Raw genomic sequence first — 25,606 nt, forward strand, 5'->3', positions numbered from 1 at the left:
CCGGCCGCAGGGCCGGGAGTTCATTTTAAAACGCCACGCACACCGGCGCATCCACCCGCATTACCGAATCCTGCGCAAACTGCTGCTTATAGCCGCTGCGCAGCGCCTCGATATTCGCCTCGCTCTCTTTGCCCGGTGCATGGATCAACAGCAGCGCCTTGCTGTTCTCGCGCGCCAGCTTGCCGTCGTGACCCAGCCATTGCCCTTTGGCATCAAACACCGTCAGCCCGTCTTTAAAACGCGGCGTCACCTGGCTATCGACGAAGGTTTGCCACTCGGCGGCGGTGATCGCCGGCCCCGCAGGGCGGTTCAGGCCGAAGTAGAGCGTTGTTTGCACCAGCGGATCGCCGGTGCGACAAGCCGGGGCGGGGGAAACAGCCTGGTGGCCTGGCGCCACGCAGCCGCTCAGCAGCAGGGCGGCCACCACGGCGCCAGCGGCCAGTCTCGGGGAGTTTTTCATCTGCAATCTCGATTTTTCGGTTGAAGAATTCGCTGCAAAAATCATAGTCAGCGATGGAAATTAGCGCGAAATTTCTAATGCTTTTATTAACAGCCAGATGTTAAAAAAGGCTGGTTATCGGCAATAAAAATGGAGTTTGGATTAGCTATATTAATCCGAAACGCCATCGGTGAAAAAAACTCAGTGGCGCGCGTCCTCGGCGGCGATTACCCTGCCGGCCATCATTCTGACGCAAGTACGCTGTGAACCCCTTATGTTACTGAGCATCCTTTATATCATCGGCATCACCGCCGAAGCCATGACCGGCGCGCTGGCGGCCGGCCGCCGCCAAATGGACATGTTCGGCGTGATCATCATCGCCTCTGTCACCGCAATCGGCGGCGGGTCGGTGCGCGATATGTTGCTCGGGCATTTTCCATTGGGCTGGGTCAAACACCCGGAATACATCGTCATCGTCGCGATAGCGGCGATCGTCACCACCTGGGTGGCTCCCCTGATGCGCCATCTGCGCCGCCTGTTCCTGGTGCTCGACGCCGTCGGACTGATCGTTTTCTCGATCATCGGCGCCCAGGTGGCGCTGGATATGGGGCACAGCGCGATTATCGCCGCCATCGCCGCAGTGATCACCGGCGTCTTCGGCGGGGTGCTGCGCGATATGTTCTGCAACCGTATCCCGCTGGTTTTCCAGAAAGAGATCTACGCCGGCATCTCCTTCAGCGCCGCCTGGCTGTATATCGGCCTGCAGCACCTCAGCCTGCCGCACAATCTGGTGGTGATCCTCACGCTGGTCGCCGGCCTGAGCGCGCGTCTGATCGCCCTGCGCTTCCGCCTCGGTCTGCCGGTGTTCAACTACCAGCATCCGGATCACTGATCCCGGGGCGGCAGCGCGCCGCCGCTGGGCCAAAACCGCCAAAATGTCGCTCTTCAGCGCGCATATTCGCTCATTCGACGCTTTTTCCGCGCAAAGCCACGGGCAAAATGCGAGCTAACGCTGCACCCGGCGCGTTAGCCGTGTATACTGTTCGGAGAAAATACACATCCGCTGTTTTTGGCATATCAACCGTTATCAACGAACATCATCATGGCTCAAGGCACGCTTTATATTGTCTCTGCTCCCAGTGGCGCAGGTAAATCAAGTCTGATTCAGGCTTTGTTAAAGACGCAACCGCTGTACGACACGCAGGTTTCGGTTTCGCACACCACGCGCGACAGCCGCCCGGGTGAAAATCACGGCGAGCACTATTTCTTCGTCTCGAAAGACGAATTCCGCCGGATGATCGAGCAGGACGCGTTTCTTGAGCACGCCGAAGTGTTCGGCAACTATTACGGCACCTCGCGCGCCGCCATCGAACAAGTGTTGGCGACCGGCGTAGACGTGTTTCTGGATATCGACTGGCAGGGCGCGCAGCAAATCCGCGCCAAAATGCCGCAGGCGCGCAGCATCTTCATTCTGCCGCCGTCGAAGGAGGAACTGGGCCGTCGCCTGCGCGGGCGCGGGCAGGACTCCGAAGAGGTGATCGCCAAACGCATGGCTCAGGCCGTGGCGGAAATGACGCATTACGCGGAGTACGATTACCTGATCGTGAACGATGACTTCGATCTGGCGCTGTCCGATCTGAAGACCATCATTCGCGCCGAACGCCTGCGTTTGGGCCGCCAGTTGCTGCGGCATGACGCTTTAATCAGCAAACTATTGGCAGACTGAAGGCAGTTTCAGTATCATGCCCAGTCTTTTCTTCACCTGTGGAGTAGCACAAATATGGCACGCGTAACTGTTCAAGACGCTGTAGAGAAAATTGGTAACCGTTTTGACCTGGTGTTGGTCGCTGCTCGTCGGGCGCGTCAGATCCAGACCGGCGGCAAAGATGCACTGGTTCCGGAAGAGAACGACAAGTACACCGTTATCGCCCTGCGCGAAATCGAAGAAGGCCTGATCACCAGCCAGATCCTCGACGTGCGTGAGCGCCAGGAGCAGCAAGAGCAGGAAGCCGCAGAGATTCAAGCGGTTACCGCGATTGCTGAAGGTCGTCGTTAATTAGACAGCGAGTCCGCCTTGTACCTGTTTGAAAGCCTGAATCTGCTGATTCAACGTTACCTGCCCGAGGAGCAGATTAAGCGCCTCAAACAGGCATACCTCGTCGCGCGCGACGCGCACGAGGGCCAGACACGCTCCAGCGGTGAGCCCTACATTACTCACCCGGTCGCCGTGGCCTGCATCCTGGCGGAAATGCGTCTCGACCACGAGACGCTGATGGCGGCGTTGTTGCACGACGTCATCGAAGACACCCCGGCCACCTATCAAGATATGGAACAGCTGTTCGGCAAGAGCGTCGCCGAACTGGTTGAGGGCGTCTCCAAGCTCGACAAACTGAAGTTCCAGGACAAGAAAGAAGCGCAGGCGGAAAACTTCCGCAAGATGATCATGGCGATGGTGCAGGATATCCGCGTCGTGCTGATCAAGCTGGCCGACCGTACGCACAACATGCGCACCCTCGGTTCGCTGCGCCCCGACAAACGCCGGCGCATCGCGCGTGAAACCCTGGAAATCTACAGCCCCCTCGCCCACCGTCTGGGTATTCATCACCTGAAAACCGAGCTGGAAGAGCTGGGTTTCGAGGCGCTGTACCCAAACCGCTATCGCGTGATCAAGGAAGTGGTGAAAGCCGCGCGCGGCAATCGCAAAGAGATGATTCAAAAAATCCTCTCCGAGATCGAAGGGCGGCTGACCGAGGCCGGCATCGCCTGCCGCGTCAGCGGAAGGGAAAAACACCTTTACTCCATCTACCTCAAGATGCACCTGAAAGAACAGCGTTTCCATTCCATCATGGATATCTACGCGTTCCGGGTGATCGTAAAAGAGGTCGATACCTGCTACCGCGTGCTCGGCCAGGTGCACAGCCTGTATAAACCGCGCCCGGGGCGGGTGAAAGATTACATCGCCATTCCCAAGGCCAACGGCTATCAATCGCTGCATACCTCGCTGATCGGCCCGCACGGCGTGCCGGTCGAAGTGCAGATCCGCACCGAAGACATGGACCAGATGGCTGAGATGGGGGTGGCCGCGCACTGGGCTTACAAGGAAAGAGAACAGGGCGAAACCGGCACCACGGCGCAGATCCGCGCCCAACGCTGGATGCAAAGCCTGCTGGAGCTGCAGCAAAGCGCCGGCAGTTCGTTTGAATTTATCGAGAGCGTCAAATCCGATCTGTTCCCGGATGAGATTTACGTTTTCACCCCGGAAGGCCGCATCGTCGAGCTGCCCGCCGGCGCCACGCCGGTCGACTTCGCCTATGCGGTGCATACCGATATCGGCCATGCCTGCGTCGGCGCACGCGTCGATCGTCAGCCATACCCGCTGTCGCAGTCGCTGACCAGCGGCCAGACCGTCGAGATCATCACCGCGCCGGGCGCACGGCCCAACGCCGCCTGGCTGAACTTCGTGGTCAGCTCGAAAGCGCGCGCCAAGATTCGCCAGATGTTGAAGAACCTCAAGCGCGACGACTCCGTCGGCCTCGGCCGCCGTCTGCTCAACCATGCGTTGGGCGGCAGCCGCAAGCTGGCCGAAATTCCGCAGGAAAACATTCAGCACGAGCTGGATCGCATGAAGCTGGCGACGCTGGACGATCTGCTGGCGGAAATCGGCCTGGGCAACGCCATGAGCGTGGTGGTGGCGAAGAACCTGCAGGGCGATCAGTCCAGCCTGGGCACCACCTCCGGCGTGCGCAACCTGGCCATCAAGGGCGCCGACGGCGTGTTGATCACCTTCGCCAAGTGCTGCCGTCCGATTCCGGGCGACCCGATTATCGCTCACGTCAGCCCGGGCAAAGGGCTGGTGATCCACCATGAATCCTGCCGCAATATTCGCGGCTATCAGAAAGAGCCTGAGAAGTTCATGGCGGTCGAGTGGGATAAAGAGACCGAGCAGGAGTTCATCGCCGAGATCAAGGTGGATATGTTTAACCACCAGGGCGCGCTGGCCAACCTGACGGCGGCGATCAACGCGGCCGAGTCCAATATTCAGAGCCTGAACACCGAAGAGAAAGACGGTCGGGTTTATAGCGCCTTTATCCGCTTGACCACCCGCGATCGCATCCATTTGGCAAACATTATGCGTAAAATCCGTATCATGCCGGATGTGATCAAAGTTAACCGCAACCGAAACTAGCGCTTATGAGTCCTGAACGCTATGCGCGGATTTGTGAAATGCTTGCGACCCGGCAGCCGGATCTGACGGTCTGCCTGGAGCAGGTGCACAAGCCGCATAACGTCTCCGCCATTATCCGCACCGCCGACGCCGTCGGCGTGCATCAGGTCCACGCCGTGTGGCCCACCACCCGCATGCGCACCCTGGTTTCCTCCGCCGCCGGCAGCAACAGCTGGGTCAGCGTTAAAACCCATCCCACCATCGGCGACGCGGTCGGTCACCTGAAAGCGCAGGGCATGCAAATTCTGGCCACCAACCTGTCTGCGCGCGCGGTCGATTTCCGCGAGGTGGACTACACCCGGCCAACCTGCGTGCTGCTCGGCCAGGAAAAAACCGGCATCACCGAAGAAGCGCTGGCGCTGGCCGATCAAGACATCGTCATTCCGATGATCGGCATGGTGCAATCGCTCAACGTCTCCGTGGCTTCGGCGCTGATCCTGTATGAGGCGCAGCGCCAGCGGCAAAACGCCGGCCTGTACCGCCGCGACAACAGCATGTTGGACGAAGAAGAGCAGCAGCGTCTGCTGTTCGAAGGCGGCTATCCGGTGCTGGCCAACGTGGCCAAGCGCAAGGGGCTGCCGCGTCCGCAGATCGACGAACAGGGCCAGGTGGTCGCCAGCGCCGAATGGTGGGCGGCCATGCAGGCGACGGTGCGCAAATGAAAGGCCGCCTGCTGGATGCTGTCCCACTCACCACGCTTTCCGGGGTTGGCGCCAGCCAGGCGGGCAAACTGGCCAAGCTTGGCCTCGACACCATTCAGGATCTGCTGCTGCACCTGCCGCTGCGCTACGAAGACCGCACCCGCCTCTACCCGATCAACGATCTGCTGCCGGGCATCTACGCCACGGTAGAAGGGGAAGTGCTGCGCAGCGACATCAGCTTCGGCCGCCGCCGCATGCTGACCTGCCAGATCAGCGACGGCACCGGCATCCTCACCATGCGGTTCTTCAACTTCAACGCCGCAATGAAAAACAGCCTGGCCACCGGCCGCCGCGTGACCGCCTACGGCGAGATCAAACGCGGCAACCACGGCGCGGAGATCATCCATCCGGAATACCGTATTCAGGGCGAAACCAGCGAGGTTGAGCTGCAGGAGTCGCTGACGCCGGTTTACCCCACCACCGAAGGGGTGCGGCAGGCCACGCTGCGCAAGCTGACCGATCAGGCGCTGGCGCTGCTGGATACCTGCGCCATCGCCGAGTTGCTGCCGCCGGAGCTGAGCGGCGGCCTGATGAGCCTGCCGCAGGCGCTGCACACCCTGCACCGCCCGCCGCCGGACATCCAGCTGGCGGATCTGGAGCTGGGCAAACACCCGGCGCAAAAACGCCTGATCCTCGAAGAGCTGTTGGCGCATAACCTCAGCATGCTGGCGGTGCGCGCCGGCGCCCAGAGTTATCAGGCGCAGCCGCTGCTGCCGGACGATCGGCTGAAAAAACGTTTTCTCGCCCAGCTGCCGTTCTCGCCGACCGGCGCGCAAACGCGCGTGGTGGCCGACATCGAAGCCGACATGCAAAAAGACTTCCCGATGATGCGGCTGGTGCAAGGCGACGTCGGCTCCGGCAAAACGCTGGTGGCGGCGCTGGCGGCGCTGCGCGCTATCGCGCACGGCAAACAGGTGGCGCTGATGGCGCCGACCGAGCTGCTGGCCGAGCAGCACGCCAACAATTTCCGCCAGTGGTTTGAACCGCTGGGGCTGGAGGTCGGCTGGCTGGCCGGCAAACAGAAAGGCAAGGCGCGCATCGCGCAGCAGGAAGCCATCGCCAGCGGCCAGGTGTCAATGGTGGTCGGCACCCACGCCATCTTCCAGGAGCAGGTACAGTTCAACGGCCTGGCGCTGGTGATCATCGATGAGCAGCACCGCTTCGGGGTGCATCAGCGGCTGGCGCTGTGGGAGAAAGGCGAAGAACAAGGCTTCCACGCCCATCAGCTGATCATGACCGCCACGCCGATCCCGCGCACGCTGGCGATGACCGCCTATGCCGATCTCGACACCTCGGTCATCGACGAGCTGCCGCCGGGCCGCACGCCGGTGACCACCGTCGCCATTCCCGATACCCGCCGCGCCGACATCATTCAACGGGTGAAAAGCGCCTGCCTGGAAGAGGGGCGGCAGGCTTACTGGGTGTGTACGCTGATCGAGGAATCTGAGCTGCTGGAAGCGCAGGCGGCAGAAGCCACTTGGGAGGAATTGAAAGCCGCATTGCCGGAGCTGAAGGTGGCGCTGGTGCACGGCCGCATGAAAGCGCAGGAGAAGCAGGCGGTGATGCAGGCGTTTAAACAGGGCGAGCTGCAGCTGCTGGTCGCCACCACGGTGATCGAAGTCGGCGTCGACGTACCGAACGCCAGCCTGATGATCATCGAAAACCCGGAACGGCTGGGCCTGGCGCAGCTGCACCAGCTGCGCGGCCGCGTAGGGCGCGGCGCGGTGGCCTCACACTGGGTGCTGCTGTACAAAACGCCGCTGAGCAAAACCGCGCAAACGCGCCTGCAAGTGCTGCGCGACAGCAACGACGGCTTTGTCATCGCGCAGCGCGATCTGGAGATCCGCGGCCCGGGCGAGCTGCTGGGCACCCGCCAGACCGGCAGCGCCGAATTCAAGGTGGCGGATCTGCTGCGCGACCAGGCGATGATCCCCGAAGTGCAGCGCGTCGCTCGCCATCTCCATCAGCACTATCCGGAACACGCCCAGGCGCTGATCGAACGCTGGCTGCCGGAGAAGGCGCGCTACTCCAACGCATAAAAAGGGCGCCTGCGGCGCCCTTTTCGTGATGACTCGCGATATCACCCCACCGCCGGGAACACCGGCAGCAGCAGATACAGCTTGATGACGATGGCGTTGGCGATATCGATAAAGAACGCCCCCACCATCGGCACCACCAGAAACGCCAGATGCGACGGGCCGAAGCGATCGGTGATCGCCTGCATGTTGGCGATCGCCGTCGGCGTGGCGCCCATGCCGAAGCCGCAGTGGCCGGCGGCCAGCACCGCCGCGTCGTAGTTCTTGCCCATCACCCGGTAAGTAACAAAGATCGCGTACAGCGCCATCACCAGCGTCTGCACCGCCAGGATCGCCAGCATCGGCAACGCCAGCGAAGCCAGCTCCCACAGGCGCAGGCTCATCAACGCCATCGCCAGGAACAGCGACAGGCTGACATTACCCAGCACCGATACCGCCCGTTCGAACACGGTATAGAAACCGGTGAAGGCCAGGGTGTTGCTGAGGATCACCCCGACGAACAGCACGCAAACGAAGTTAGGCAGCTCAAACACCGTACCGTTCAGCAGGCCGGCAATCAGCTGCCCCAGGCTCAGACAGATGGCGATCATGGCGATGGTTTCGATCATCACCAGCGAGGTGATCAGGCGGCCGCTTTCCGGCTTCTCGAAACCGCTCGGCTGCACGCTGTCTTCCGGGGTGCCTTCCGGCGTAGAGGAGTGTTTGACCAGATAGCGCGCCACCGGGCCGCCGATCAGGCCGCCCAGCACCAGGCCGAAGGTGGCGCAGGCCATGGCGACTTCCGTCGCGTTTTCAAAGCCGTAGCGCTCGATGAACAGCTTGCTCCAGGCCGCCCCGGTGCCGTGGCCGCCCGACAGGGTGATCGACCCGGCGATCAGACCCATCAGCGGATCCAACCCCAGCATTTTCGCCATGCCGATGCCGATGGCGTTCTGCACCAGCAGCAGCCCCAGCACCACGAACAGGAATACCATCAGCGCCTTGCCGCCGGCGCGCAACCGCGCCAGGTTGGCGTTCAGGCCGATGGTGGCGAAGAAGGCCAGCATCAGCGGATCCTTCAGCGACATGTCAAAGCTGATTTCCCAGTTGGCGAACTTTTTCAGGGCTAACAGCAGGAGGGCCACCAGCAAACCGCCGGCGACGGGAGCGGGAATGGTATATTTTCGCAGCAGGGGAATGCTTCTGACGCACTTGCCTCCGAGAAGCAAAACCAGCGTCGCCGCGACTAACGTGCCATAAGTATCAAGATGAAACATCCAGGTACTCCATGTAAGGGAAAAGATCCAAATAAAAATAATAAGTTATAGAAAACCACTTAGTTTTTAAACTTGATGAGTGCAGGATTAGAAGTAAAAAACGCTGAGATGACAAGAAAAAATGAATGAAAATGCGACATAAACGGGAAAGTCGGCAACATAATATTTGCGCGCAACCGTTTGCTTTTGCGGGGCGGGGCATTAAAATGCCTGCTTTGCCGTATCTGGAAACGCCACACCATGAGCATGTCATCCTCCGAGCTTGATGCCGCGCGCCAAGCCGCCTCAGAACCCCGCGCCAGTGAACTGATTTATCGCCTGGAAGATCGCCCGCCGCTGCCGCAAACGCTGTTTGCCGCCGGTCAGCATCTGCTGGCGATGTTCGTCGCGGTGATCACACCGGCTCTGCTGATCTGCCAGGCGCTGGGCCTGCCGGCACAGGATACCCAGCACATCATCAGCATGTCGCTGTTCGCCTCCGGTCTGGCTTCCATTCTACAAATCAAAACCTGGGGACCGGTGGGTTCCGGGCTGTTGTCGATTCAGGGCACCAGCTTCAATTTCGTTTCGCCGCTGATCATGGGCGGTCTGGCGCTGAAAAACGGCGGCGCCGACGTGCCGACCATGATGGCCGCGCTGTTCGGCACCCTGATGGTCGCTTCTTGCACCGAAATTTTACTGTCGCGCGTGCTGCATCTGGCGCGCCGCATCATCACCCCGCTGGTTTCCGGCATCGTGGTGATGATCATTGGCCTGTCGCTGATTCAGGTCGGTCTGACCTCGATCGGCGGCGGTTATGCCGCGATGAACGATCACAGCTTCGGCTCACCGAAAAACCTGCTGCTGGCCGGCGCGGTGCTGGCGGTCATCATCCTGCTGAACCGCCAGCGCAACCCTTACCTGCGCGTCGCTTCGCTGGTGATCGCCATGGCGGTCGGCTATCTGTTGGCCTGGGCGATGGACATGCTGCCCGCCGACGCACCGGCAGCTCCAACGGCGGCGATCACCATCCCCACGCCGCTCTATTACGGCCTGGGCTTCGACTGGAACCTGCTGCTGCCGCTGATGCTGATCTTTATGGTCACCTCGCTGGAAACCATCGGCGACATCACCGCCACTTCCGACGTCTCCGAGCAGCCTGTCAGCGGGCCGCTGTACATGAAGCGCCTGAAGGGCGGCGTACTGGCCAACGGCCTGAACTCGATGCTGTCGGCGGTATTCAACACCTTCCCCAACTCCTGCTTCGGCCAGAACAACGGCGTGATCCAGCTGACCGGCGTCGCCAGCCGCTATGTCGGCTTCGTGGTGGCGCTGATGCTGATCGCGCTGGGGCTGTTCCCGGCGGTGGCCGGCTTCGTGCAGCACATCCCCGAGCCGGTACTGGGCGGCGCGACCATCGTGATGTTCGGCACCATCGCCGCCTCCGGCGTGCGCATCGTGTCGCGCGAGCGCCTGAACCGCCGCGCCATCATGATCATGGCGCTATCGCTGGCCGTCGGCATGGGCGTCTCCCAGCAGCCGCTGATCCTGCAGTTCGCGCCGGACTGGCTGAAAACCCTGCTCTCTTCCGGCATCGCCGCCGGCGGCATTACCGCCATCGTGCTGAACCTGGTGTTCCCGCAGGAACACGAGAAAAAGTAACCCGCCCATTGGCGTTCAAACGGCCGCTTGCGGCCGTTTTTTATTGTCTATCAGACCATTGCCCTTGAGATGCCCAGCCAATTGCGGCATAAACAGGGTATCTTTCTTGACCGATGCGGATGTAGACGATGAAATTTATCGGAAAGCTGTTGCTGACGTTGCTGCTGCTGATCGTGCTGGCGATGGTGCTGCTGTACCTGGTCGGGCAAACCCGCTGGGCGGCAGGCCGCCTGAGCGCCTGGATCAGCGACAACAGCGAATACCGCCTGTCGATAGGAAAAATCACCCATTCGTGGAGTCAACCGGACCAGATCGCTCTGGAAGACGTGCAGCTGGCGCGCAGCGGCCAGCCGCAGGCGCTGGCCGCCAAACGCGTCGATCTCGGCCTCAGCCTGCGCCAAATCACCGAACCGCGCTATTTCCACAGCGTCACGCTGCGTGACGGCACGCTGAACGTGCAGCCGCAGACTGCGGCGCTGCCTGTACAGGCCGACGTGCTGCAACTGAGCAACATGGCGCTGCAATCCAACGATAACGCGTGGCAGCTCAACGCGCAGCAGGTCAATGCCGGCATCACGCCGTGGCGCCCGCTGGCCGGCCATCTGCTGGGGGACAACAATCAGTTCCAGTTCAGCGCCGGTTCGATGACGCTGAACGGCATCCCCGCTTCGAAGGTGTTGGTGCAGGGGGAGCAAAAGCAGGGTCAGCTGCTGTTGAACAATTTCGGCGCCGATCTGGCGCAGGGCGACCTGACCGGCGTAGCCAGCCGCGCCGCCGACGGCAGTTGGCAGGTGGATCGCCTGCGGCTGAGCGGCGTGCGCCTGCAGACCCCGATGACGTTGGCGGAATTCATGCGGCGCTTTACCGCCCTGCCGCCGGTCACCCTCAAGCGTTTCGATCTGATCGACGCGCGCCTGGAAGGCAAGGCGTGGGCGTTTAACGATCTCGATCTGTCGCTGCAAAACGTCAGCATCGAAAAAGGCGACTGGCGCAGCGAAGACGGCTCTCTCAACGTCAATGCCAGTGATGTGATCAACGGCGGTTTCCACCTGATCGACCCGATCGCCACCCTGCGCCTCTCCTCCGCCGGCATCGCCATTCAGCAGTTCACCACCCGTTGGGAAGGCGGGCTGCTGCGCACCTCCGGCAATTGGCTGCGCGCCGGCAAACGCCTGCAGCTGGATGAAGTGGCCATGGCGGCGCTGGAGTACACCCTGCCTATCGACTGGCGCGAGCTGTGGCTGAAACCGCTGCCGGACTGGCTGGCCGAGGTGTACGTCACCAAGCTGACCACCAACCGCAATCTGATCATCGACATCAACCCGGCGTTCCCGTTCCAGATCACCGCGCTGGACGGTTACGGCAGCAACCTGCTGCTGGCGCGCGACCACCAGTGGGGCATATGGTCCGGTTCGCTGAACCTGAACGGCAGCGAGGCGACCTTCAACAAGATCGACGTGCGGCGCCCTTCGCTGGCGCTGAACGCCGACGCCAGCCAGATCGCCGTCACCGAACTCAGCGCCTTCATGCCTAATGGGTTGCTTGAGGCCAAAGCGACCGTCGATCAGTTGCCGGGCAAGCCGTTCCAGCTGATGCTGCACGGCCGCTCGGTACCGCTCAATACCTTGCAGCAATGGGGATGGCAGCCGGTGCCGCTGACGGGCGACGGCAACCTTGAGCTGCAGTTGAAAGGGCTGCTGAACAGCGACGGGCCGTTCAAAGCTTCATTGAAGGGGACTCTGCAAGCCACCGCCGGCGACGGCCAGACGGTGAACCAACAGCTGCCGTAATGCACTGCGCGGCCCGCCCTCAGGCAGGGCCGCCGCCTTACTCCTCCAGCGCTTCAGAGCCGCCCTGATCCAGCGGCACATCCGGCTCGGCCGGCAGCACCATGTAAGTGCCTTCGAACACCGCGCCCTTATCCTCATCGCCGAACAGATGCACTTCGGCGTGCACGCGCGCGCGGCGGCCGCGCGCCAGACGCGCCAAATCACCGCTCAGCGAACCGAGATCCGCCACCGCCCGCGGCCTGCCGGTGATCGGTTTGCTGTAGCGAATGTGCGCGTCCGCCAGAATGATGGTGCCGCCGAGATGGCGCTCGCGCAACAGCAGCCAAATCAGCCCCCAAGCGGTCAGCGTCGCCAGTGAGAACAGGCTGCCGGCAAACAGCGTATGGTGCGGATTCTGGTTGCCGATCTCAGGCATGGTGGTGACGAAGCGCTGGCCGGTGTATTGGCTGATGCGCACGCCCATCTTTTCGCTCAGCGGGATATGTTCATACCAGGCCTGCTGCAATTGGCCGCACCAGTCGGGGCGATGCAGGATATCGTCCAGCGTCGCCACCGGTTTAATCATCAAGAAGTGACGGATCGGGGTGGTCTGCGGCGCGGTGATCTCGCCCTGATTGACGAACCCCAGCTTGGCGAAGAAATCCACCGCGTCTTCACGGGCGCTGCACACCACCCGCTTCACGCCTTCCTGCCGCGCGACGGACTCCAGCGTTATCGCTACCAGCGTCCCGAGCCCTTTATCCTGCAACGTCGGGTCTACCGCCAGAAAACGGATCGCCGCCTCGTTGTCGGCATTGATGTACAGCCGCCCGATGGCGACGATTTTACCGGCCTCGTCCACCACCATTTGGTGATGGGCCATGGCGTCATAGGCATCCTTTTCCGAACCCACCGGCTGGTGCAGCGGCTTGCGCAGCATTTCCCAGCGAAACTGGTAATATTCCTTCAGTTCTTGCTCTGTTACGGGTACTCGTAGGTGATACATAGACGCCTGTTCTCCGAATGCTTAGACCTGTAGCCAGAATGTCACCGGACCATCGTTGACCAGCGCCACCTGCATGTCGGCGGCGAACTCGCCGGTCTGGGTCTCTACGCCGCGTTCGCGGCATTGGCCAACAAAATATTGATACAACCGATCGGCGACCAAAGGCGCGGCGCCGCGCGAGAAGCTGGGCCGCATGCCCTTCTGGGTGTCCGCCGCCAGGGTGAACTGCGAAACGACCAGCACGCTGCCCCCGGCCTGCTGGACGTTGAGGTTCATCTTGTCGTTCTCGTCGCCGAAAATGCGGTATCCCAACACGCGTTCGCACAGGCGCTGCGCTTTTTGCTCGTTATCGCCCTGCTCCACGCCCAATAACACTAACAAACCGGGGCCAATTTTGCCTACCGTCTCGCCACCTACCGTGACGCTGGCGTTTAACACCCGTTGAATCAACGCAATCATTCCTGCTGCCCTTCTGGTTTTGGTTCCTGTTGTTCCGCCTTCTGCCGGCGGTAGTCGCGGTATTCGCCGATGGTCACGGTGATTTCCGCGCCGAGTAACACGATACACCAGCTCCAGTAGACCCACAGGAATAAAATCGGGATCACCGCCAGCACGCCGTAAATCAGCTGATAGGAAGGGAACATGGTGACGTACAGCGCGAATCCCTTCTTGCCCAGCTCGAACAGCAATCCGGCCACCACCGCGCCGATCAGCGCGTCTTTGGGCGGCACGCGCACCGTCGGCACGATGCAATACAGCAGCCAGAAGGAGGTGCACGACAAAATCAGCGGAAAGATGCGCAGCACCTGATCCACCAGGCCGTTGACGCCGGTCTGCGCCAGCCAGTTGAGCGACAGCAGGTAGGAACTGATGGCCATGCTGGCGCCCACCAGCAGCGGCCCCAGCGTCAGCACCATCCAGTACACGGCGAAGGAGAAGACGATCGGCCGTTTGTTCTTGCTGCGCCAGATGGTGTTCAGCACGCTGTCCACCGAGGAGATCAGCAACAGCGCGGTGACAATCAGCCCGCAGGTGCCGACGGCGGTCATCTTGTTGGAGTTGGCGACGAACTGCTCCAGGTAGTTCTGGATCACATTGCCGGCGGCCGGCACGAAATTGGCAAAAACAAAGCGCTTCAGCTGTTCGCTGATGTCGGCAAACATCGGGAAAGCGGCGAACAGCGCGAACACCACGGTGACCAACGGCACCAGCGACAGCAGAGAAACATAGGCGAGATGGCCCGCCAGCATCGTCAGGCCATCGTGGTCGATGCGCTGGTACAGCAAACGCCCAAAAGTAACGCCGGGCTTAATCGCAGGGGGCAGCTTCTTGCGGCGGAAAAACGACATGGTCACTCCTTGATGTCCGTTGATACGCCTTAAGCTTAACGCGCCCTGCGCTCATTGGGCAAAATAGGCCGGCACCACGTCGCGATCGGTGACGTGCACCGTCTTGATCCCCAGCGCTTGCGCGGCGAGGACGTTCGCCGGGTGATCGTCGAAGAACACCGCGTCGGCGGCGGCGGTATTTTCCGCGGCCAGCACATGTTGATAGATATCGGCCTCCGGCTTGCGCATGCCGAGATCTTGCGACAAATAGAGATGATCGGCGGCGGCGGCCACTTCAGGATAGTGCTGCGGCCAGTAGTTGCAGTGCAGACGGTTGGTGTTCGACAGCACCACCACCCGGTGACCTTCGTTGCGCAGGCGCTGCATGATGTCGATCACTTCCGGGCGCAGCGCGACGAATACCGCCTGCCAGCCGGTGGCGAATTGTTCGAAGCTGAGCGCGATGCCCATTTCATCGCACAGCTTGCCGGCGAAGTCTTCGTCGCTGATTTCACCGCGCTCATGTTGCTGGAACACCTCACCCATGGCGAAACGATCGGACAGCACCGCCAACGGCGTACCGCTCAAATTGCTCCACACGCCCAGCACACGCTTGAAATCGATATCGACGATCACATTACCTAAATCAAAGATATACAGCATAGTCCTCTCCTGATGGGCCGGTGAGATTTCACTGTAGCGGGAAAAGGAACAGCTGAACAGGGAGCGAACGGAAAAGCGCATAGCGCGCCGCACAAACGGGGAACAACAGAGGAAAAAACTCAGGGCGCGAGAACCGCGCCCTAAGCATGAGACACTCAATCAGCGATTAAGCGTCTTTTGGACCGCGGCTGGCACGCTTACGATCGTTTTCCGTCAGGTGACGCTTACGGATACGGATCGAGGTTGGCGTCACTTCTACCAGTTCGTCGTCATCGATGAACTCCAGAGCTTGCTCCAGGGTCATTTTGATGGCCGGAACCAGGGTAGTCGCTTCGTCAGTACCGGAAGCACGCATGTTGGTCAGCTTCTTACCGGTCAGGCAGTTTACGGTCAGGTCGTTGGAACGTGAGTGAATACCGATGATCTGGCCTTCATACACTTCCGCACCGTGGCCCAGGAACAGCTTGCCGCGATCCTGCAGGCCGAACAGCGCGAACGCGACCGCTTTGCCCTGGCCGTTGGAGATCAGCACGCCGTTCTGACGCTGGCCCACTTCGCCCGGACGCACGTCGTCGTAGTGGCTGAAGGTGGAGTACAGCAGACCGGTACCCGAAGTCATGGTCATGAATTCGTTACGGAAGCCGATCAGACCGCGGCTTGGGATCACGTAGTCGAGACGCACGCGGCCCTTACCGTCCGGATCCATGTTTTTCAGGTCGGCTTTACGCTCGCCCATCGCCTGCATCACGGAACCCTGATGCTGCTCTTCGATATCCAGCGTCACGTTCTCGAATGGCTCCTGCTTGCGGCCATCGATTTCGCGGAAGATAACTTTCGGACGGGAAACCGCCAGCTCGAAACCTTCACGGCGCATGTTTTCGATCAGCACCGACAGGTGCAGCTCGCCACGACCGGATACGCGGAAGGCGTCCGCATCGTCGGTTTCTTCAACGCGCAGCGCCACGTTGTGCACCAGCTCTTTGTTCAGACGGTCAAGGATCTGACGCGACGTCACGTACTTGCCTTCTTTACCGCAGAACGGCGAGGTGTTGACGTTGAAGAACATGGTGACGGTCGGTTCGTCGACGGACAGCGCCGGCAGCGCTTCTACGGCGTTGGTGTCGCAGATGGTGTCGGAGATGTTCAGCTCGCCCAGGCCGGTGATGGCGATGATGTCGCCCGCTTCCGCCAGGGTGCTGTCGATACGCTCCAGACCCAGGTGACCCAGCACTTTACCCACTTTACCGTTGCGAGTTTTGCCTTCGCTGTCGATGATGGTGACCTGCTGGTTCGGCTTCACTTTACCGCGCTTGATGCGGCCGATGCCGATAACGCCCAGGTAGTTGTTGTAGTCCAACTGGGAGATCTGCATCTGGAATGGCGCTTCCAGCTCAACCTGCGGCGCAGACACGTGGTCGACGATCGCCTGATACAGCGGGGTCATGTCTTCCGCCATGTCGGTGTGGTCGACGCCGGCGATGCCGTTCAGCGCAGAAGCGTAGATGATCGGGAAGTCGAGCTGCTCGTCGGTCGCATCGAGGTTCACGAACAGGTCGAACACCTGATCCACAACCCAGTCAGGGCGCGCGCCAGGGCGGTCAACCTTGTTGATGACCACGATCGGCTTCAGACCATTGGCGAAGGCCTTCTTGGTCACGAAGCGGGTTTGCGGCATAGGGCCATCCATTGCATCCACAACCAGCAGCACCGAGTCAACCATCGACATCACGCGCTCTACCTCGCCGCCGAAGTCGGCGTGTCCTGGGGTATCCACGATGTTGATACGGTAACCGTTCCAATTAATGGCGGTGTTTTTTGCGAGGATGGTAATCCCACGCTCTTTCTCCAAATCGTTGGAGTCCATTACGCGTTCGGTGGCTTCCGCACGCTCTCCGAAAGTACCGGATTGTTGCAGCAGCTTATCAACCAGGGTGGTTTTACCATGGTCAACGTGGGCAATAATGGCGATGTTACGCAAATTTTCGATCACAGCTTTGCCTCGGGCATTAGAAATAGCGCGCTATTGTACACGTATTAAGCGAGGGACTAAACAAGATCACAACCATCTCTTATAAACAACCGCGTACCGGTCAGTTTGTGATCCCTTTCACGGTGCAAAAAGCCGCAATCGTTGCACTTTTGCACCATTTCAGTGCCCTCGCTCGCTCCAATTGCACCATTTCGGTGCAATTTATCACTGATGGTGCATACTGGGGTTGGGTAAAACCCGCGCAGAAAGGCGATGAAAGCCTTTTTTAAAAGTTGGCACGCTTTTCGCTTTAGTCTTTTCAAGGCGAAAAAAGCCAGTTCCACAGATTCGTTCCACGACGACGACAATGATAAACCGGGAGAGTTAAGTATGTCCGCTGAACACGTTTTGACGATGCTGAATGAGCATGAAGTGAAATTCGTAGACCTGCGTTTCACTGACACCAAGGGTAAGGAACAGCACGTGACTATCCCGGCTCACCAGGTAAACGCCGACTTCTTCGAAGAAGGTAAAATGTTTGACGGCTCCTCTATCGGTGGTTGGAAGGGCATCAACGAATCTGACATGGTGCTGATGCCGGACGCCAGCACGGCGGTTCTGGATCCATTCTTCGAAGAACCTACGCTGATCATTCGCTGCGACATTCTCGAGCCGGGCACCATGCAAGGCTATGATCGCGACCCGCGCTCCATTTCCAAACGCGCCGAAGACTTCCTGCGCTCCTCCGGCATCGCGGACACCGTGCTGTTCGGGCCAGAGCCTGAGTTCTTCCTGTTCGATGACATCCGCTTCGGCAGCAGCATCCGCGGTTCCCACGTGGCGATCGACGATATCGAAGGCGCCTGGAACTCCGGCACAAAATACGACGGCGGCAACAAAGGCCACCGTCCGGCGGTGAAAGGCGGTTACTTCCCGGTTCCACCGGTCGACTCTTCGCAGGATCTGCGTTCCACCATGTGTCTGACCATGGAAGAGATGGGCCTGGTGGTTGAAGCGCACCACCACGAAGTGGCGACCGCCGGTCAGAACGAAGTGGCGACCCGCTTCAACACCATGACCAAGAAAGCCGACGAAATTCAGATCTACAAGTACGTAGTGCACAACGTGGCGCACGCCTTCGGTAAAACCGCGACCTTCATGCCGAAGCCTATGTTCGGCGACAACGGTTCCGGCATGCACTGCCATATGTCGCTGTCCAAGAACGGCACCAACCTGTTCGCCGGCGACAAATACGGCGGCCTGTCTGAAACCGCGCTGTTCTACATCGGCGGCATCATCAAGCACGCCAAGGCGATCAACGCGCTGGCCAACCCGACCACCAACTCGTACAAACGTCTGGTGCCGGGCTACGAAGCGCCGGTGATGCTGGCTTACTCCGCCCGTAACCGTTCCGCGTCCATCCGTATCCCGGTGGTCGCCAGCCCGAAAGCGCGCCGCATCGAAGCCCGCTTCCCGGATCCGGCGGCTAACCCATACCTGTGCTTCGCCGCGCTGCTGATGGCCGGCCTGGACGGCATCATCAACAAGATCCACCCTGGCGACGCCATGGACAAAAACCTGTACGACCTGCCGCCGGAAGAAGAAGCCGAGATCCCAAAAGTGGCCGGCTCGCTGGACGAGGCGATGGCCGCACTGAACGAAGACCGCGAGTTCCTGACCCGCGGCGGCGTGTTCACCGACGATGCGATCGATGCCTACATCGAACTGCGCAAAGAAGAGATGGACCGCATTCGCATGACGCCACACCCGGTCGAGTTCGAACTGTACTACAGCGTCTAAGTTCTACCCGCGCCGTCTGCCCTGGCGGACGGCGCCCACAATTTTTGTTATCGCTTTTTTGTTGCCGTGGAAACTTTCAGCCCATCTTCGGATGGGTTTTTTTCTCCACCGTATTTTCTGCAAAACTATTCCATACCGTGTCGATCCCGGATGGAGTAGGATAGATGCACTAAAAAGGTGCAGGAGTCTGCTGTATGGCAACTGGCAAGCTGCCCGATGCTGGGCAGATCCTCAATTCACTCATCAACAGCATCCTGCTGTTGGATGACTCACTGGCGGTTCACTACGCCAACCCGGCGGCACAGCAGCTGCTGGCGCAAAGCTCCCGCAAGCTGTTCGGTACGCCGCTGCCCGATTTGCTCGGTTATTTTTCGCTGAACGTCTCTTTGATGCGCGAAAGCCTGCGCGCCGGGCAGGGCTTCACCGATAACGAAGTGACCCTAGTGGTCGACGGCCGCGCGCATATCCTTTCCCTGACCGCTCAGGCGCTGCCGGAAGGCTATATCTTGGTCGAACTGGCGCCGATGGACAATCAGCGCCGCCTGAGCCAGGAACAGCTGCAGCATGCCCAACAGGTGGCGGCCCGCGATCTGGTGCGCGGTTTGGCGCACGAAATCAAAAACCCGCTGGGCGGCCTGCGGGGCGCGGCGCAGCTGCTGGCCAAGGCGCTGCCCGATCCGGCGCTGACCGAATACACCAAGGTGATCATTGAGCAGGCCGATCGGCTGCGCAATCTGGTGGATCGCCTGCTCGGGCCGCAACGGCCCGGCCAGCACATCACCCAAAGCATCCATCAGGTCGCGGAGCGCGTCTGCCAACTGGTGTCGCTGGAAATGCCGGATAACGTCACGCTGGTGCGCGACTACGATCCGAGCCTGCCGGAAATGGCCCACGATCCGGATCAGATAGAACAGGTGCTGCTGAACATCACCCGCAATGCGCTACAGGCGTTGGGCGAGGCGGGCGGCACCATCACGCTGCGCACCCGCACCGCGTTTCAGATTACGTTGCACGGCACCCGCTACCGACTGGCGGCGCGCATCGACGTCGAAGACGACGGCCCCGGCGTGCCGGCGCAGCTGCAGGACACGCTGTTCTACCCGATGGTCAGCGGCCGTGAAGGCGGTACCGGCCTGGGATTATCCATCGCCCGCAATCTGATCGATCAGCATTGCGGAAAAATTGAATTCAACAGTTGGCCAGGTCATACCGAATTCTCGGTCTACCTGCCCATTCGTCAGTGAGGTTTGCAATGCAACGAGGGATAGTCTGGATCGTCGATGACGATAGCTCCATCCGCTGGGTGCTTGAGCGCGCGCTCACCGGCGCGGGCCTGAGCTGCGCCACCTTCGAAGGCGGCAATGACGTGCTGGAAGCCTTGGCCACGCAAACTCCCGACGTGCTGCTGTCCGATATCCGCATGCCGGGCATTGATGGTCTGGCGCTGCTCAAGCAGATCAAACAGCGTCACCCGATGCTGCCGGTGATCATCATGACCGCGCATTCGGATTTGGACGCCGCCGTCAGCGCTTATCAGCAAGGGGCCTTCGACTACCTGCCGAAGCCGTTCGACATCGACGAAGCGGTGGCGCTGGTCGAGCGCGCCATCAGCCATTATCAGGAACAGCAGCAGCCGGTGCGCAGCCAGCCGGCCAGCGATCCGGCGGCGGACATCATCGGCGAGGCGCCGGCGATGCAGGACGTGTTTCGCATCATCGGCCGGCTCTCGCGTTCGTCGATCAGCGTGCTGATCAACGGCGAATCCGGCACCGGTAAAGAGCTGGTGGCGCATGCGCTGCACCGCCACAGCCCGCGCGCCAAATCACCGTTCATCGCCCTGAACATGGCCGCTATTCCCAAGGATCTGATCGAGTCCGAGCTGTTCGGCCACGAGAAAGGCGCCTTCACCGGCGCTAACCAAATCCGCCAGGGGCGCTTTGAACAGGCCGACGGCGGCACGCTGTTCCTCGACGAGATCGGCGATATGCCGCTCGACGTGCAAACGCGCCTGCTGCGGGTGCTGGCGGACGGCCAGTTCTACCGGGTCGGCGGCTATGCGCCGGTGAAGGTCGACGTGCGCATCATCGCCGCCACGCACCAGAACCTGGAGCTGCGGGTACAGGAAGGCAAGTTCCGCGAGGATCTGTTCCACCGCCTGAACGTGATCCGCGTACACCTGCCGCCGCTGCGCGAGCGCCGTGAAGACATCCCGCGGCTGGCGCGCCACTTCCTGCAGATCGCCGCCAAAGAGCTGGGCGTCGAGGCCAAGAACCTGCATCCGGAAACCGAAACTGCGCTGACTCGCCTGCCCTGGCCGGGCAACGTGCGCCAGTTGGAGAACACCTGCCGCTGGCTGACGGTGATGGCCGCCGGGCAGGAAGTGCTGATTCAGGATCTGCCGGGTGAGCTGTTCGAAACCGCCGCGCCGGAGAGCCCCAGCCACAGTCTGCCGGACAGCTGGGCCACGCTGCTGGCGCAGTGGGCCGATCGCGCGCTGCGTTCCGGTCATCAAAACCTGCTGTCGGAAGCCCAGCCGGAAATGGAGCGCACGCTGCTCACCACCGCCCTGCGCCACACCCAGGGGCACAAACAGGAAGCCGCGCGCCTGCTGGGTTGGGGGCGCAATACCCTCACCCGCAAGCTTAAAGAGCTGGGCATGGAATAGGAACGGGGATGGATGATGAAAAACGCAGTCCGGCGCACAAAAAAACGCCAACCGCAGGCTTTACAGCCGGTGCGGGCGCAGTATGATCGTGTCGCACACTCTGGAGGTTGACGATGCTGGACTCATTCATCGCATTCATTTCTCAGGGCGCGGAGCTGGGCTCCGCCGCCAGCCACACTCCGCAGGCGGCGGTCGCCGCGGTGCTGTGCGCCACGCTGATTAACTTCTTCAGTTAAAAAAACAGCCGCATCAGCGGCTGTTTTTTCATCCTCAGATCACCCGAGAGAACTGCTGGCTGCGCGCCTGTTGCCGCAGATAGCGGTCGAAACACATGCAGATATTGCGGATCAGCAGGCGCCCGCGCGGCGTGACGCTAATGCCTTGCTCATCGCGCTCCACCAGCCCATCGCGTTCAAACGGCGCCAGCAGCTGCAGGTCTTCGGCGAAGTAAGCGGTGAAATCGATGCCGTATTGCCGTTCGAGCGGCTGATACGCCAACCGGAAGTTGCAGATCAACGTTTTGATCAGATCGCGCCGCAGGCAATCGTCGTCCGTCAGCGCCAGCCCGCGCCACAGGGCGTTGCCCTGCGCAGATACGCTGTCATAGTAATGCTTCAGCTCTTTCTGGTTCTGCGCATAGCTGTCGCCGAGCATGCTGATGGCCGACACGCCCAGCCCCAGCAGATCGCTGTCGCCCTGGGTGGTGTAGCCCTGGAAATTGCGGTGCAGCTTGCCTTCGCGTTGGGCGATCGCCAGCTCGTCGTCCGGATGTGCAAAGTGATCCATACCGATGAACTGATAGCCGGCGTCAGTCAGGAACGCGATGCTCTGCTGCAAGATATCCAACTTCTGCTGCGCGCTGGGCAGATCGGCGTCTTTGATCTTGCGCTGGGCGGCGAACAAATTCGGCATATGCGCGTAGTTGAACACGCTGAGGCGATCGGGATTCAGTTCGGCCACCCGCTGCAGCGTGAAAGCGAAGCTTTCCGGCGTCTGTTTCGGCAGGCCGTAGATCAGATCGATATTGGTCGAGCGAAAGCCCAGCGCTTTGGCCCGTTCGATCAGAGCGAAGATGAAGGCTTCGTCCTGCTCGCGGTTGACCAACTGCTGCACCTGCTTGTTGAAATCCTGCACCCCCATGCTCAAACGGTTAAAGCCTTCGGCGCGTAAATGATCGAGCACATCCAGCTCTATCTCGCGCGGATCGACTTCGATCGACATCTCCGCATCGGGCAGAAAATCAAAATGTTCGCGCAGCAGCGCCACCAGCCGGCTGATTTGCGCTTTGTCCAGGTAGGTTGGCGTACCGCCGCCCCAGTGCATCTGGCCAACCTTGCGGCCGGCGAACAGCGGCGCACGGCTGGCGATCTCTTGCGCCAAAACGTTCAGGTATTCGTCGGCCTTGTGCGTCTGGCGCGTCACCAGCTTGTTGCAGCCGCAGAAATAGCACAGCTTATGGCAGAAAGGGATATGCACGTACAGCGACAGCGGCCGCTCAGGGTAGCGCGCCGCGGCGCGTTGAAACGCCGCTTCGTCGTAGCGCTGGTTAAACTCCAGCGCCGTGGGGTATGAAGTATAACGCGGCCCTGAGTAGTTATATTTTTGGATCAGGGCCAAATCCCAGACAATCGTCTGCTCTGACATGCTCACTCCTTCCGATATCTTTTTCTACCGGGCCGGGAGAGGGGCGGTTGTCTGCGCTGTCTGGCCACGGAAGCGCTGCGAAAACGCGCTTTGCGCTTAGACAGCCGCCATAGTTTACCGAATAACCACAGCAGATAACACATCAAGAGTAGGGCTATTGTCGGGATCAGCCACATGGCGCGTTAAAAGGCGTCTTTCGGGTTGCCGCCTTTCAGCAGCTTCAGAATATCTTCCTGCTTCTCTTCTTCTTCCTCGTCGTCTTCATCGCCCAGCTCGATGCCCAGCACGTCCATCAGCACATCGATACGATCCAGCGTCTTATCGACATACGCCTGTTCTTGCGCGTTCAGCGTTTCGCCATCGTCGATGCGATCCAGCAGCGCGTTCAGGCGTTCGTCATTTTCGAGCTTCGCCAGCTCTTCTTCCGGCGACAGGCGCGGTTTCGCTTCGGCCTTTGGCTTCGGCTGCGGTTTGGCCTTCACTTTGGTTTCGTCGACCACCAGCGCAACCGGCACTTTACTGCCGATACGCGGATCTTTGGCTTCCGCCGCCGATTTGTTTTTTTGGCTGCCGGACTCAACCTGGGTGCGTGAACCGGAAGCGTGGCCGCGGCGCTTTTTCAGGCGTTTGCGCTCGCGCGCTTCCTGATCGAGCTCCATACGGCTTTTCTTTTTCGTTTTTGACTTCGCCGCGCTGCCGCGAGGTGCTTTTGATGGCTGGTTCATAGCGTGTGCTCTTAGGTATGTAGATTCAGTATAGAATTGCGGCGGAATCTAGCAGAAAGCGGACAAAGAAAAAAGGCGGCAGGTTAAACCTGCCGCCTATTTCGCACCTTCTTGCGAAGGGTATTCCTGTTACGCGCTCCTTGCGCACATGCAACATCCCGGTTTTTCCTTCTGCTATAACCGCATTCCCTGCCACTACGTCCTTCATCCTGAAAGGAAAATCGTCCATGGCGCAATCCATTCGCATCCGCTCTTCCCGAGCGTGCTTCCTGCGGGCATCCAAACTGCCGATACTTCACCATCCGATGTGCCTGCCGCCTATTCCGGTGCGAAAGGGTCACTTCCTTTTGCGTTCATCCTGGCACTCATTGCACGCCCTGTGCATTCCCTGAGATTTGTCATCCTTCCCGGATGTTCCCTAATCCTGCGCAACCCTGCGTTAACGAGTACTTTACGTTATTGTTGCGAAGGCTCAAGGCACCTGACGCCGATTTGACTGACATTTCCACACAACGAAAAAACAACACATTGTTTTTAAAATAGAAACAGAAATATCGCTTTCGAATAAAGCGACATTACCCGCGATTCGAATGGCAAATGTCTCACAACGTACGGTCGGCATAACTGCCGTTTTATCGCGCCCCGCCGCTTAAAAACGGAGAAACACGCCATTTTTACCGCTGATGCAGTTATAATCGCCAACCAGTTAGCCATCCTCACGGAGACGAAAAATTTTGACCAGCAAGAACTACAACTATCATGTGACCCATTTCGTCACCAGCGCACCCGATATTCGCCATCTGCCGGGGGATGCAGGAATTGAAGTCGCCTTTGCCGGCCGTTCCAACGCCGGTAAATCCAGCGCGCTGAATACGCTGACCAATCAAAAAAGCCTGGCGCGCACCAGTAAGACGCCGGGGCGCACCCAGCTGATCAACCTGTTCGAAGTGGAAGACGGCATTCGTCTGGTCGACCTGCCGGGTTATGGCTACGCCGAAGTGCCGGAAGAAATGAAGCGCAAATGGCAACGCGCGCTGGGCGAATACCTGCAGATGCGCAACAGCCTGAAAGGGCTGGTGGTGCTGATGGATATCCGCCATCCGCTGAAAGATCTCGACCAGCAGATGATCCAATGGGCGGTCGACGTCGGCACGCCGGTGCTGGTGTTGCTGACCAAGGCCGACAAGCTGGCCTCCGGCGCACGCAAGGCGCAGCTCAACATGGTGCGTGAAGCGGTGCTGCCGTTTATGGGGGATGTCCAGGTCGAAGCCTTCTCATCGCTGAAAAAGATCGGCGTCGACAAGCTGCGCCAGAAGCTGGACACCTGGTTTAACGAGATCCCGCCGGAAGTGCTGCCGGAAGAGGACATCGGCGAATAAGCCCTGATCGCACGTTTGAGCCGATGCCTCGCCGCATCGGCTTTTTTATGCCCGCAGATCGGCCGCAGGCGGGATTTTTCGTTATCTAATTACATTTTTGAAATAAAGCCATCATAAAGACTTATTGCCAAAACGGGCTTGTCTCGCCGAATTACGCGGATTGAGGGAGCGGAAGCTGAAATGAAAAGCGGAGCCGAGCGATAGGAAAAACGTATGGTTTGCTGCTGTTTTTACAATAAAAAACGCCCCAGTCAATACTGACTGGGGCGGCTAAATATTCAGCCAAATCCGATTACGTGAAGTAAAAGGTCTGAAAGATAGAACATCTTACCTCTGTACCCTACGCCTGTAACTCTACAT

General features: G+C 60.0%; 22 protein-coding genes. 13 read left to right on the forward strand and 9 right to left on the reverse strand.

Going from position 1 to position 25,606, the window contains the following annotated elements; genetic code table 11:
- Positions 1 to 25: 25 nt before the first annotated feature.
- Positions 26 to 460 carry a DUF3574 domain-containing protein gene (locus IT763_RS22910; RefSeq protein ID WP_151254235.1) on the reverse strand — a complete coding sequence of 145 codons (435 nt, stop codon included), beginning with the start codon at positions 458 to 460 and terminating at the stop codon, positions 26 to 28.
- Positions 461 to 713: 253 nt separating this feature from the next.
- Here IT763_RS22910 and IT763_RS22915 point away from each other — a divergent pair, with 253 nt between their 5' ends.
- The 6 genes from IT763_RS22915 (at position 714) to recG (ending at position 7,404) form a co-directional block, all read left to right on the forward strand.
- Entirely contained in the window at positions 714 to 1,331 is a 618-nt protein-coding gene (locus IT763_RS22915) for a trimeric intracellular cation channel family protein (RefSeq protein WP_025304704.1), read from the forward strand.
- Between the two features lie 210 nt (positions 1,332 to 1,541).
- Complete coding sequence (gene gmk, locus IT763_RS22920) at positions 1,542 to 2,165, forward strand: guanylate kinase (RefSeq protein WP_004931218.1); 624 nt, start codon at positions 1,542 to 1,544, stop codon at positions 2,163 to 2,165.
- 54 nt (positions 2,166 to 2,219) lie between these two features.
- Positions 2,220 to 2,495, forward strand: coding sequence for a DNA-directed RNA polymerase subunit omega (gene rpoZ / locus IT763_RS22925; RefSeq protein WP_004931221.1), 276 nt, complete (start codon positions 2,220 to 2,222; stop codon positions 2,493 to 2,495).
- Between the two features lie 18 nt (positions 2,496 to 2,513).
- Positions 2,514 to 4,625 carry a bifunctional GTP diphosphokinase/guanosine-3',5'-bis pyrophosphate 3'-pyrophosphohydrolase gene (spoT, locus tag IT763_RS22930; protein WP_015379445.1) on the forward strand — a complete coding sequence of 704 codons (2,112 nt, stop codon included), beginning with the start codon at positions 2,514 to 2,516 and terminating at the stop codon, positions 4,623 to 4,625.
- 5 nt (positions 4,626 to 4,630) lie between these two features.
- The gene (gene trmH, locus IT763_RS22935) at positions 4,631 to 5,326 is read left to right on the forward strand and encodes a tRNA (guanosine(18)-2'-O)-methyltransferase TrmH (protein WP_033639122.1); all 696 of its coding nucleotides are present in this window, start codon (positions 4,631 to 4,633) and stop codon (positions 5,324 to 5,326) included.
- Positions 5,323 to 7,404, forward strand: a complete 2,082-nt coding sequence (recG, locus tag IT763_RS22940; protein ID WP_206195043.1) for an ATP-dependent DNA helicase RecG — start codon at positions 5,323 to 5,325, stop codon at positions 7,402 to 7,404. Before trmH ends, recG begins: the two co-directional genes overlap by 4 nt.
- A gap of 41 nt (positions 7,405 to 7,445) precedes the next feature.
- Here recG and gltS read toward each other — a convergent pair whose 3' ends face one another.
- Entirely contained in the window at positions 7,446 to 8,657 is a 1,212-nt protein-coding gene (gene gltS, locus IT763_RS22945; RefSeq protein WP_025304708.1) for a sodium/glutamate symporter, read from the reverse strand.
- 240 nt (positions 8,658 to 8,897) lie between these two features.
- Between gltS and IT763_RS22950 the strand changes: the two genes are divergently transcribed.
- Together IT763_RS22950 and IT763_RS22955 are read left to right on the forward strand one after the other, a co-directional pair.
- The gene (locus IT763_RS22950) at positions 8,898 to 10,298 is read left to right on the forward strand and encodes an NCS2 family protein (RefSeq protein WP_019452186.1); all 1,401 of its coding nucleotides are present in this window, start codon (positions 8,898 to 8,900) and stop codon (positions 10,296 to 10,298) included.
- A 128-nt stretch (positions 10,299 to 10,426) separates the two neighbouring features.
- Complete coding sequence (locus IT763_RS22955) at positions 10,427 to 12,088, forward strand: AsmA family protein (RefSeq protein ID WP_197759367.1); 1,662 nt, start codon at positions 10,427 to 10,429, stop codon at positions 12,086 to 12,088.
- Positions 12,089 to 12,125: 37 nt separating this feature from the next.
- On the opposite strand, the gene fabY is transcribed toward IT763_RS22955, so the two are convergent.
- The 5 genes from fabY to typA form a co-directional block, all read right to left on the reverse strand.
- On the reverse strand, positions 12,126 to 13,073 hold the full coding sequence (gene fabY / locus IT763_RS22960) for a fatty acid biosynthesis protein FabY (protein WP_025304711.1): 948 nt from the start codon (positions 13,071 to 13,073) through the stop codon (positions 12,126 to 12,128).
- A 21-nt stretch (positions 13,074 to 13,094) separates the two neighbouring features.
- Positions 13,095 to 13,532 (reverse strand): D-aminoacyl-tRNA deacylase, encoded by a 438-nt coding sequence (gene dtd, locus IT763_RS22965; RefSeq protein ID WP_016929644.1) that lies wholly within the window; start codon positions 13,530 to 13,532, stop codon positions 13,095 to 13,097.
- Entirely contained in the window at positions 13,529 to 14,422 is an 894-nt protein-coding gene (locus tag IT763_RS22970) for a virulence factor BrkB family protein (protein ID WP_176062540.1), read from the reverse strand. The genes dtd and IT763_RS22970 overlap by 4 nt, the downstream gene beginning before the upstream one ends.
- Before the next feature lie 51 nt (positions 14,423 to 14,473).
- Entirely contained in the window at positions 14,474 to 15,064 is a 591-nt protein-coding gene (gene yihX, locus IT763_RS22975; RefSeq protein WP_004931242.1) for a glucose-1-phosphatase, read from the reverse strand.
- A 166-nt stretch (positions 15,065 to 15,230) separates the two neighbouring features.
- The gene (typA, locus tag IT763_RS22980; protein ID WP_004931243.1) at positions 15,231 to 17,054 is read right to left on the reverse strand and encodes a ribosome-dependent GTPase TypA; all 1,824 of its coding nucleotides are present in this window, start codon (positions 17,052 to 17,054) and stop codon (positions 15,231 to 15,233) included.
- Positions 17,055 to 17,423: 369 nt separating this feature from the next.
- Between typA and glnA the strand changes: the two genes are divergently transcribed.
- The 4 genes from glnA to IT763_RS23000 all read left to right on the forward strand — a co-directional run bounded on the left by glnA (position 17,424) and on the right by IT763_RS23000 (position 21,734).
- On the forward strand, positions 17,424 to 18,833 hold the full coding sequence (gene glnA, locus IT763_RS22985; RefSeq protein ID WP_004931244.1) for a glutamate--ammonia ligase: 1,410 nt from the start codon (positions 17,424 to 17,426) through the stop codon (positions 18,831 to 18,833).
- A gap of 194 nt (positions 18,834 to 19,027) precedes the next feature.
- Entirely contained in the window at positions 19,028 to 20,077 is a 1,050-nt protein-coding gene (gene glnL, locus IT763_RS22990) for a nitrogen regulation protein NR(II) (protein WP_004931246.1), read from the forward strand.
- A gap of 8 nt (positions 20,078 to 20,085) precedes the next feature.
- Entirely contained in the window at positions 20,086 to 21,498 is a 1,413-nt protein-coding gene (gene glnG / locus IT763_RS22995) for a nitrogen regulation protein NR(I) (RefSeq protein ID WP_015379452.1), read from the forward strand.
- 113 nt (positions 21,499 to 21,611) lie between these two features.
- Positions 21,612 to 21,734 (forward strand): YshB family small membrane protein, encoded by a 123-nt coding sequence (locus IT763_RS23000; protein WP_197759372.1) that lies wholly within the window; start codon positions 21,612 to 21,614, stop codon positions 21,732 to 21,734.
- A 34-nt stretch (positions 21,735 to 21,768) separates the two neighbouring features.
- Here the strand turns inward: IT763_RS23000 and hemN are convergent, their stop codons facing one another.
- The gene (hemN, locus tag IT763_RS23005; RefSeq protein WP_016929641.1) at positions 21,769 to 23,142 is read right to left on the reverse strand and encodes an oxygen-independent coproporphyrinogen III oxidase; all 1,374 of its coding nucleotides are present in this window, start codon (positions 23,140 to 23,142) and stop codon (positions 21,769 to 21,771) included.
- 182 nt (positions 23,143 to 23,324) lie between these two features.
- Positions 23,325 to 23,867 carry a Der GTPase-activating protein YihI gene (gene yihI, locus IT763_RS23010; protein WP_015379455.1) on the reverse strand — a complete coding sequence of 181 codons (543 nt, stop codon included), beginning with the start codon at positions 23,865 to 23,867 and terminating at the stop codon, positions 23,325 to 23,327.
- A 734-nt stretch (positions 23,868 to 24,601) separates the two neighbouring features.
- Here yihI and yihA point away from each other — a divergent pair.
- The gene (yihA, locus tag IT763_RS23015; protein WP_197759374.1) at positions 24,602 to 25,246 is read left to right on the forward strand and encodes a ribosome biogenesis GTP-binding protein YihA/YsxC; all 645 of its coding nucleotides are present in this window, start codon (positions 24,602 to 24,604) and stop codon (positions 25,244 to 25,246) included.
- The last annotated feature ends 360 nt before the right edge of the window (positions 25,247 to 25,606 follow it).

Origin of the sequence: Serratia sp. CMO1, from assembly GCF_015689115.1 — a bacterium.
GTDB lineage: Bacteria > Pseudomonadota > Gammaproteobacteria > Enterobacterales > Enterobacteriaceae > Serratia > Serratia marcescens.

Bases quoted from the DNA above. Each gene is read 5' to 3' on its own strand.
- trmH (WP_033639122.1), top strand. From the start codon at position 4,631: ATGAGTCCTGAACGCTATGCGCGGATTTGTGAAATGCTTGCGACCCGG.
- hemN (WP_016929641.1), bottom strand. From the start codon at position 23,142: ATGTCAGAGCAGACGATTGTCTGGGATTTGGCCCTGATCCAAAAATAT.
- glnL (WP_004931246.1), top strand. From the start codon at position 19,028: ATGGCAACTGGCAAGCTGCCCGATGCTGGGCAGATCCTCAATTCACTC.
- gltS (WP_025304708.1), bottom strand. From the start codon at position 8,657: ATGTTTCATCTTGATACTTATGGCACGTTAGTCGCGGCGACGCTGGTT.
- IT763_RS22970 (WP_176062540.1), bottom strand. From the start codon at position 14,422: ATGTCGTTTTTCCGCCGCAAGAAGCTGCCCCCTGCGATTAAGCCCGGC.
- IT763_RS22910 (WP_151254235.1), bottom strand. From the start codon at position 460: ATGAAAAACTCCCCGAGACTGGCCGCTGGCGCCGTGGTGGCCGCCCTG.
- yihI (WP_015379455.1), bottom strand. From the start codon at position 23,867: ATGAACCAGCCATCAAAAGCACCTCGCGGCAGCGCGGCGAAGTCAAAA.
- yihX (WP_004931242.1), bottom strand. From the start codon at position 15,064: ATGCTGTATATCTTTGATTTAGGTAATGTGATCGTCGATATCGATTTC.
- IT763_RS23000 (WP_197759372.1), top strand. From the start codon at position 21,612: ATGCTGGACTCATTCATCGCATTCATTTCTCAGGGCGCGGAGCTGGGC.
- IT763_RS22950 (WP_019452186.1), top strand. From the start codon at position 8,898: ATGAGCATGTCATCCTCCGAGCTTGATGCCGCGCGCCAAGCCGCCTCA.
- rpoZ (WP_004931221.1), top strand. From the start codon at position 2,220: ATGGCACGCGTAACTGTTCAAGACGCTGTAGAGAAAATTGGTAACCGT.
- recG (WP_206195043.1), top strand. From the start codon at position 5,323: ATGAAAGGCCGCCTGCTGGATGCTGTCCCACTCACCACGCTTTCCGGG.
- IT763_RS22955 (WP_197759367.1), top strand. From the start codon at position 10,427: ATGAAATTTATCGGAAAGCTGTTGCTGACGTTGCTGCTGCTGATCGTG.
- IT763_RS22915 (WP_025304704.1), top strand. From the start codon at position 714: ATGTTACTGAGCATCCTTTATATCATCGGCATCACCGCCGAAGCCATG.
- fabY (WP_025304711.1), bottom strand. From the start codon at position 13,073: ATGTATCACCTACGAGTACCCGTAACAGAGCAAGAACTGAAGGAATAT.
- gmk (WP_004931218.1), top strand. From the start codon at position 1,542: ATGGCTCAAGGCACGCTTTATATTGTCTCTGCTCCCAGTGGCGCAGGT.
- glnG (WP_015379452.1), top strand. From the start codon at position 20,086: ATGCAACGAGGGATAGTCTGGATCGTCGATGACGATAGCTCCATCCGC.
- glnA (WP_004931244.1), top strand. From the start codon at position 17,424: ATGTCCGCTGAACACGTTTTGACGATGCTGAATGAGCATGAAGTGAAA.
- dtd (WP_016929644.1), bottom strand. From the start codon at position 13,532: ATGATTGCGTTGATTCAACGGGTGTTAAACGCCAGCGTCACGGTAGGT.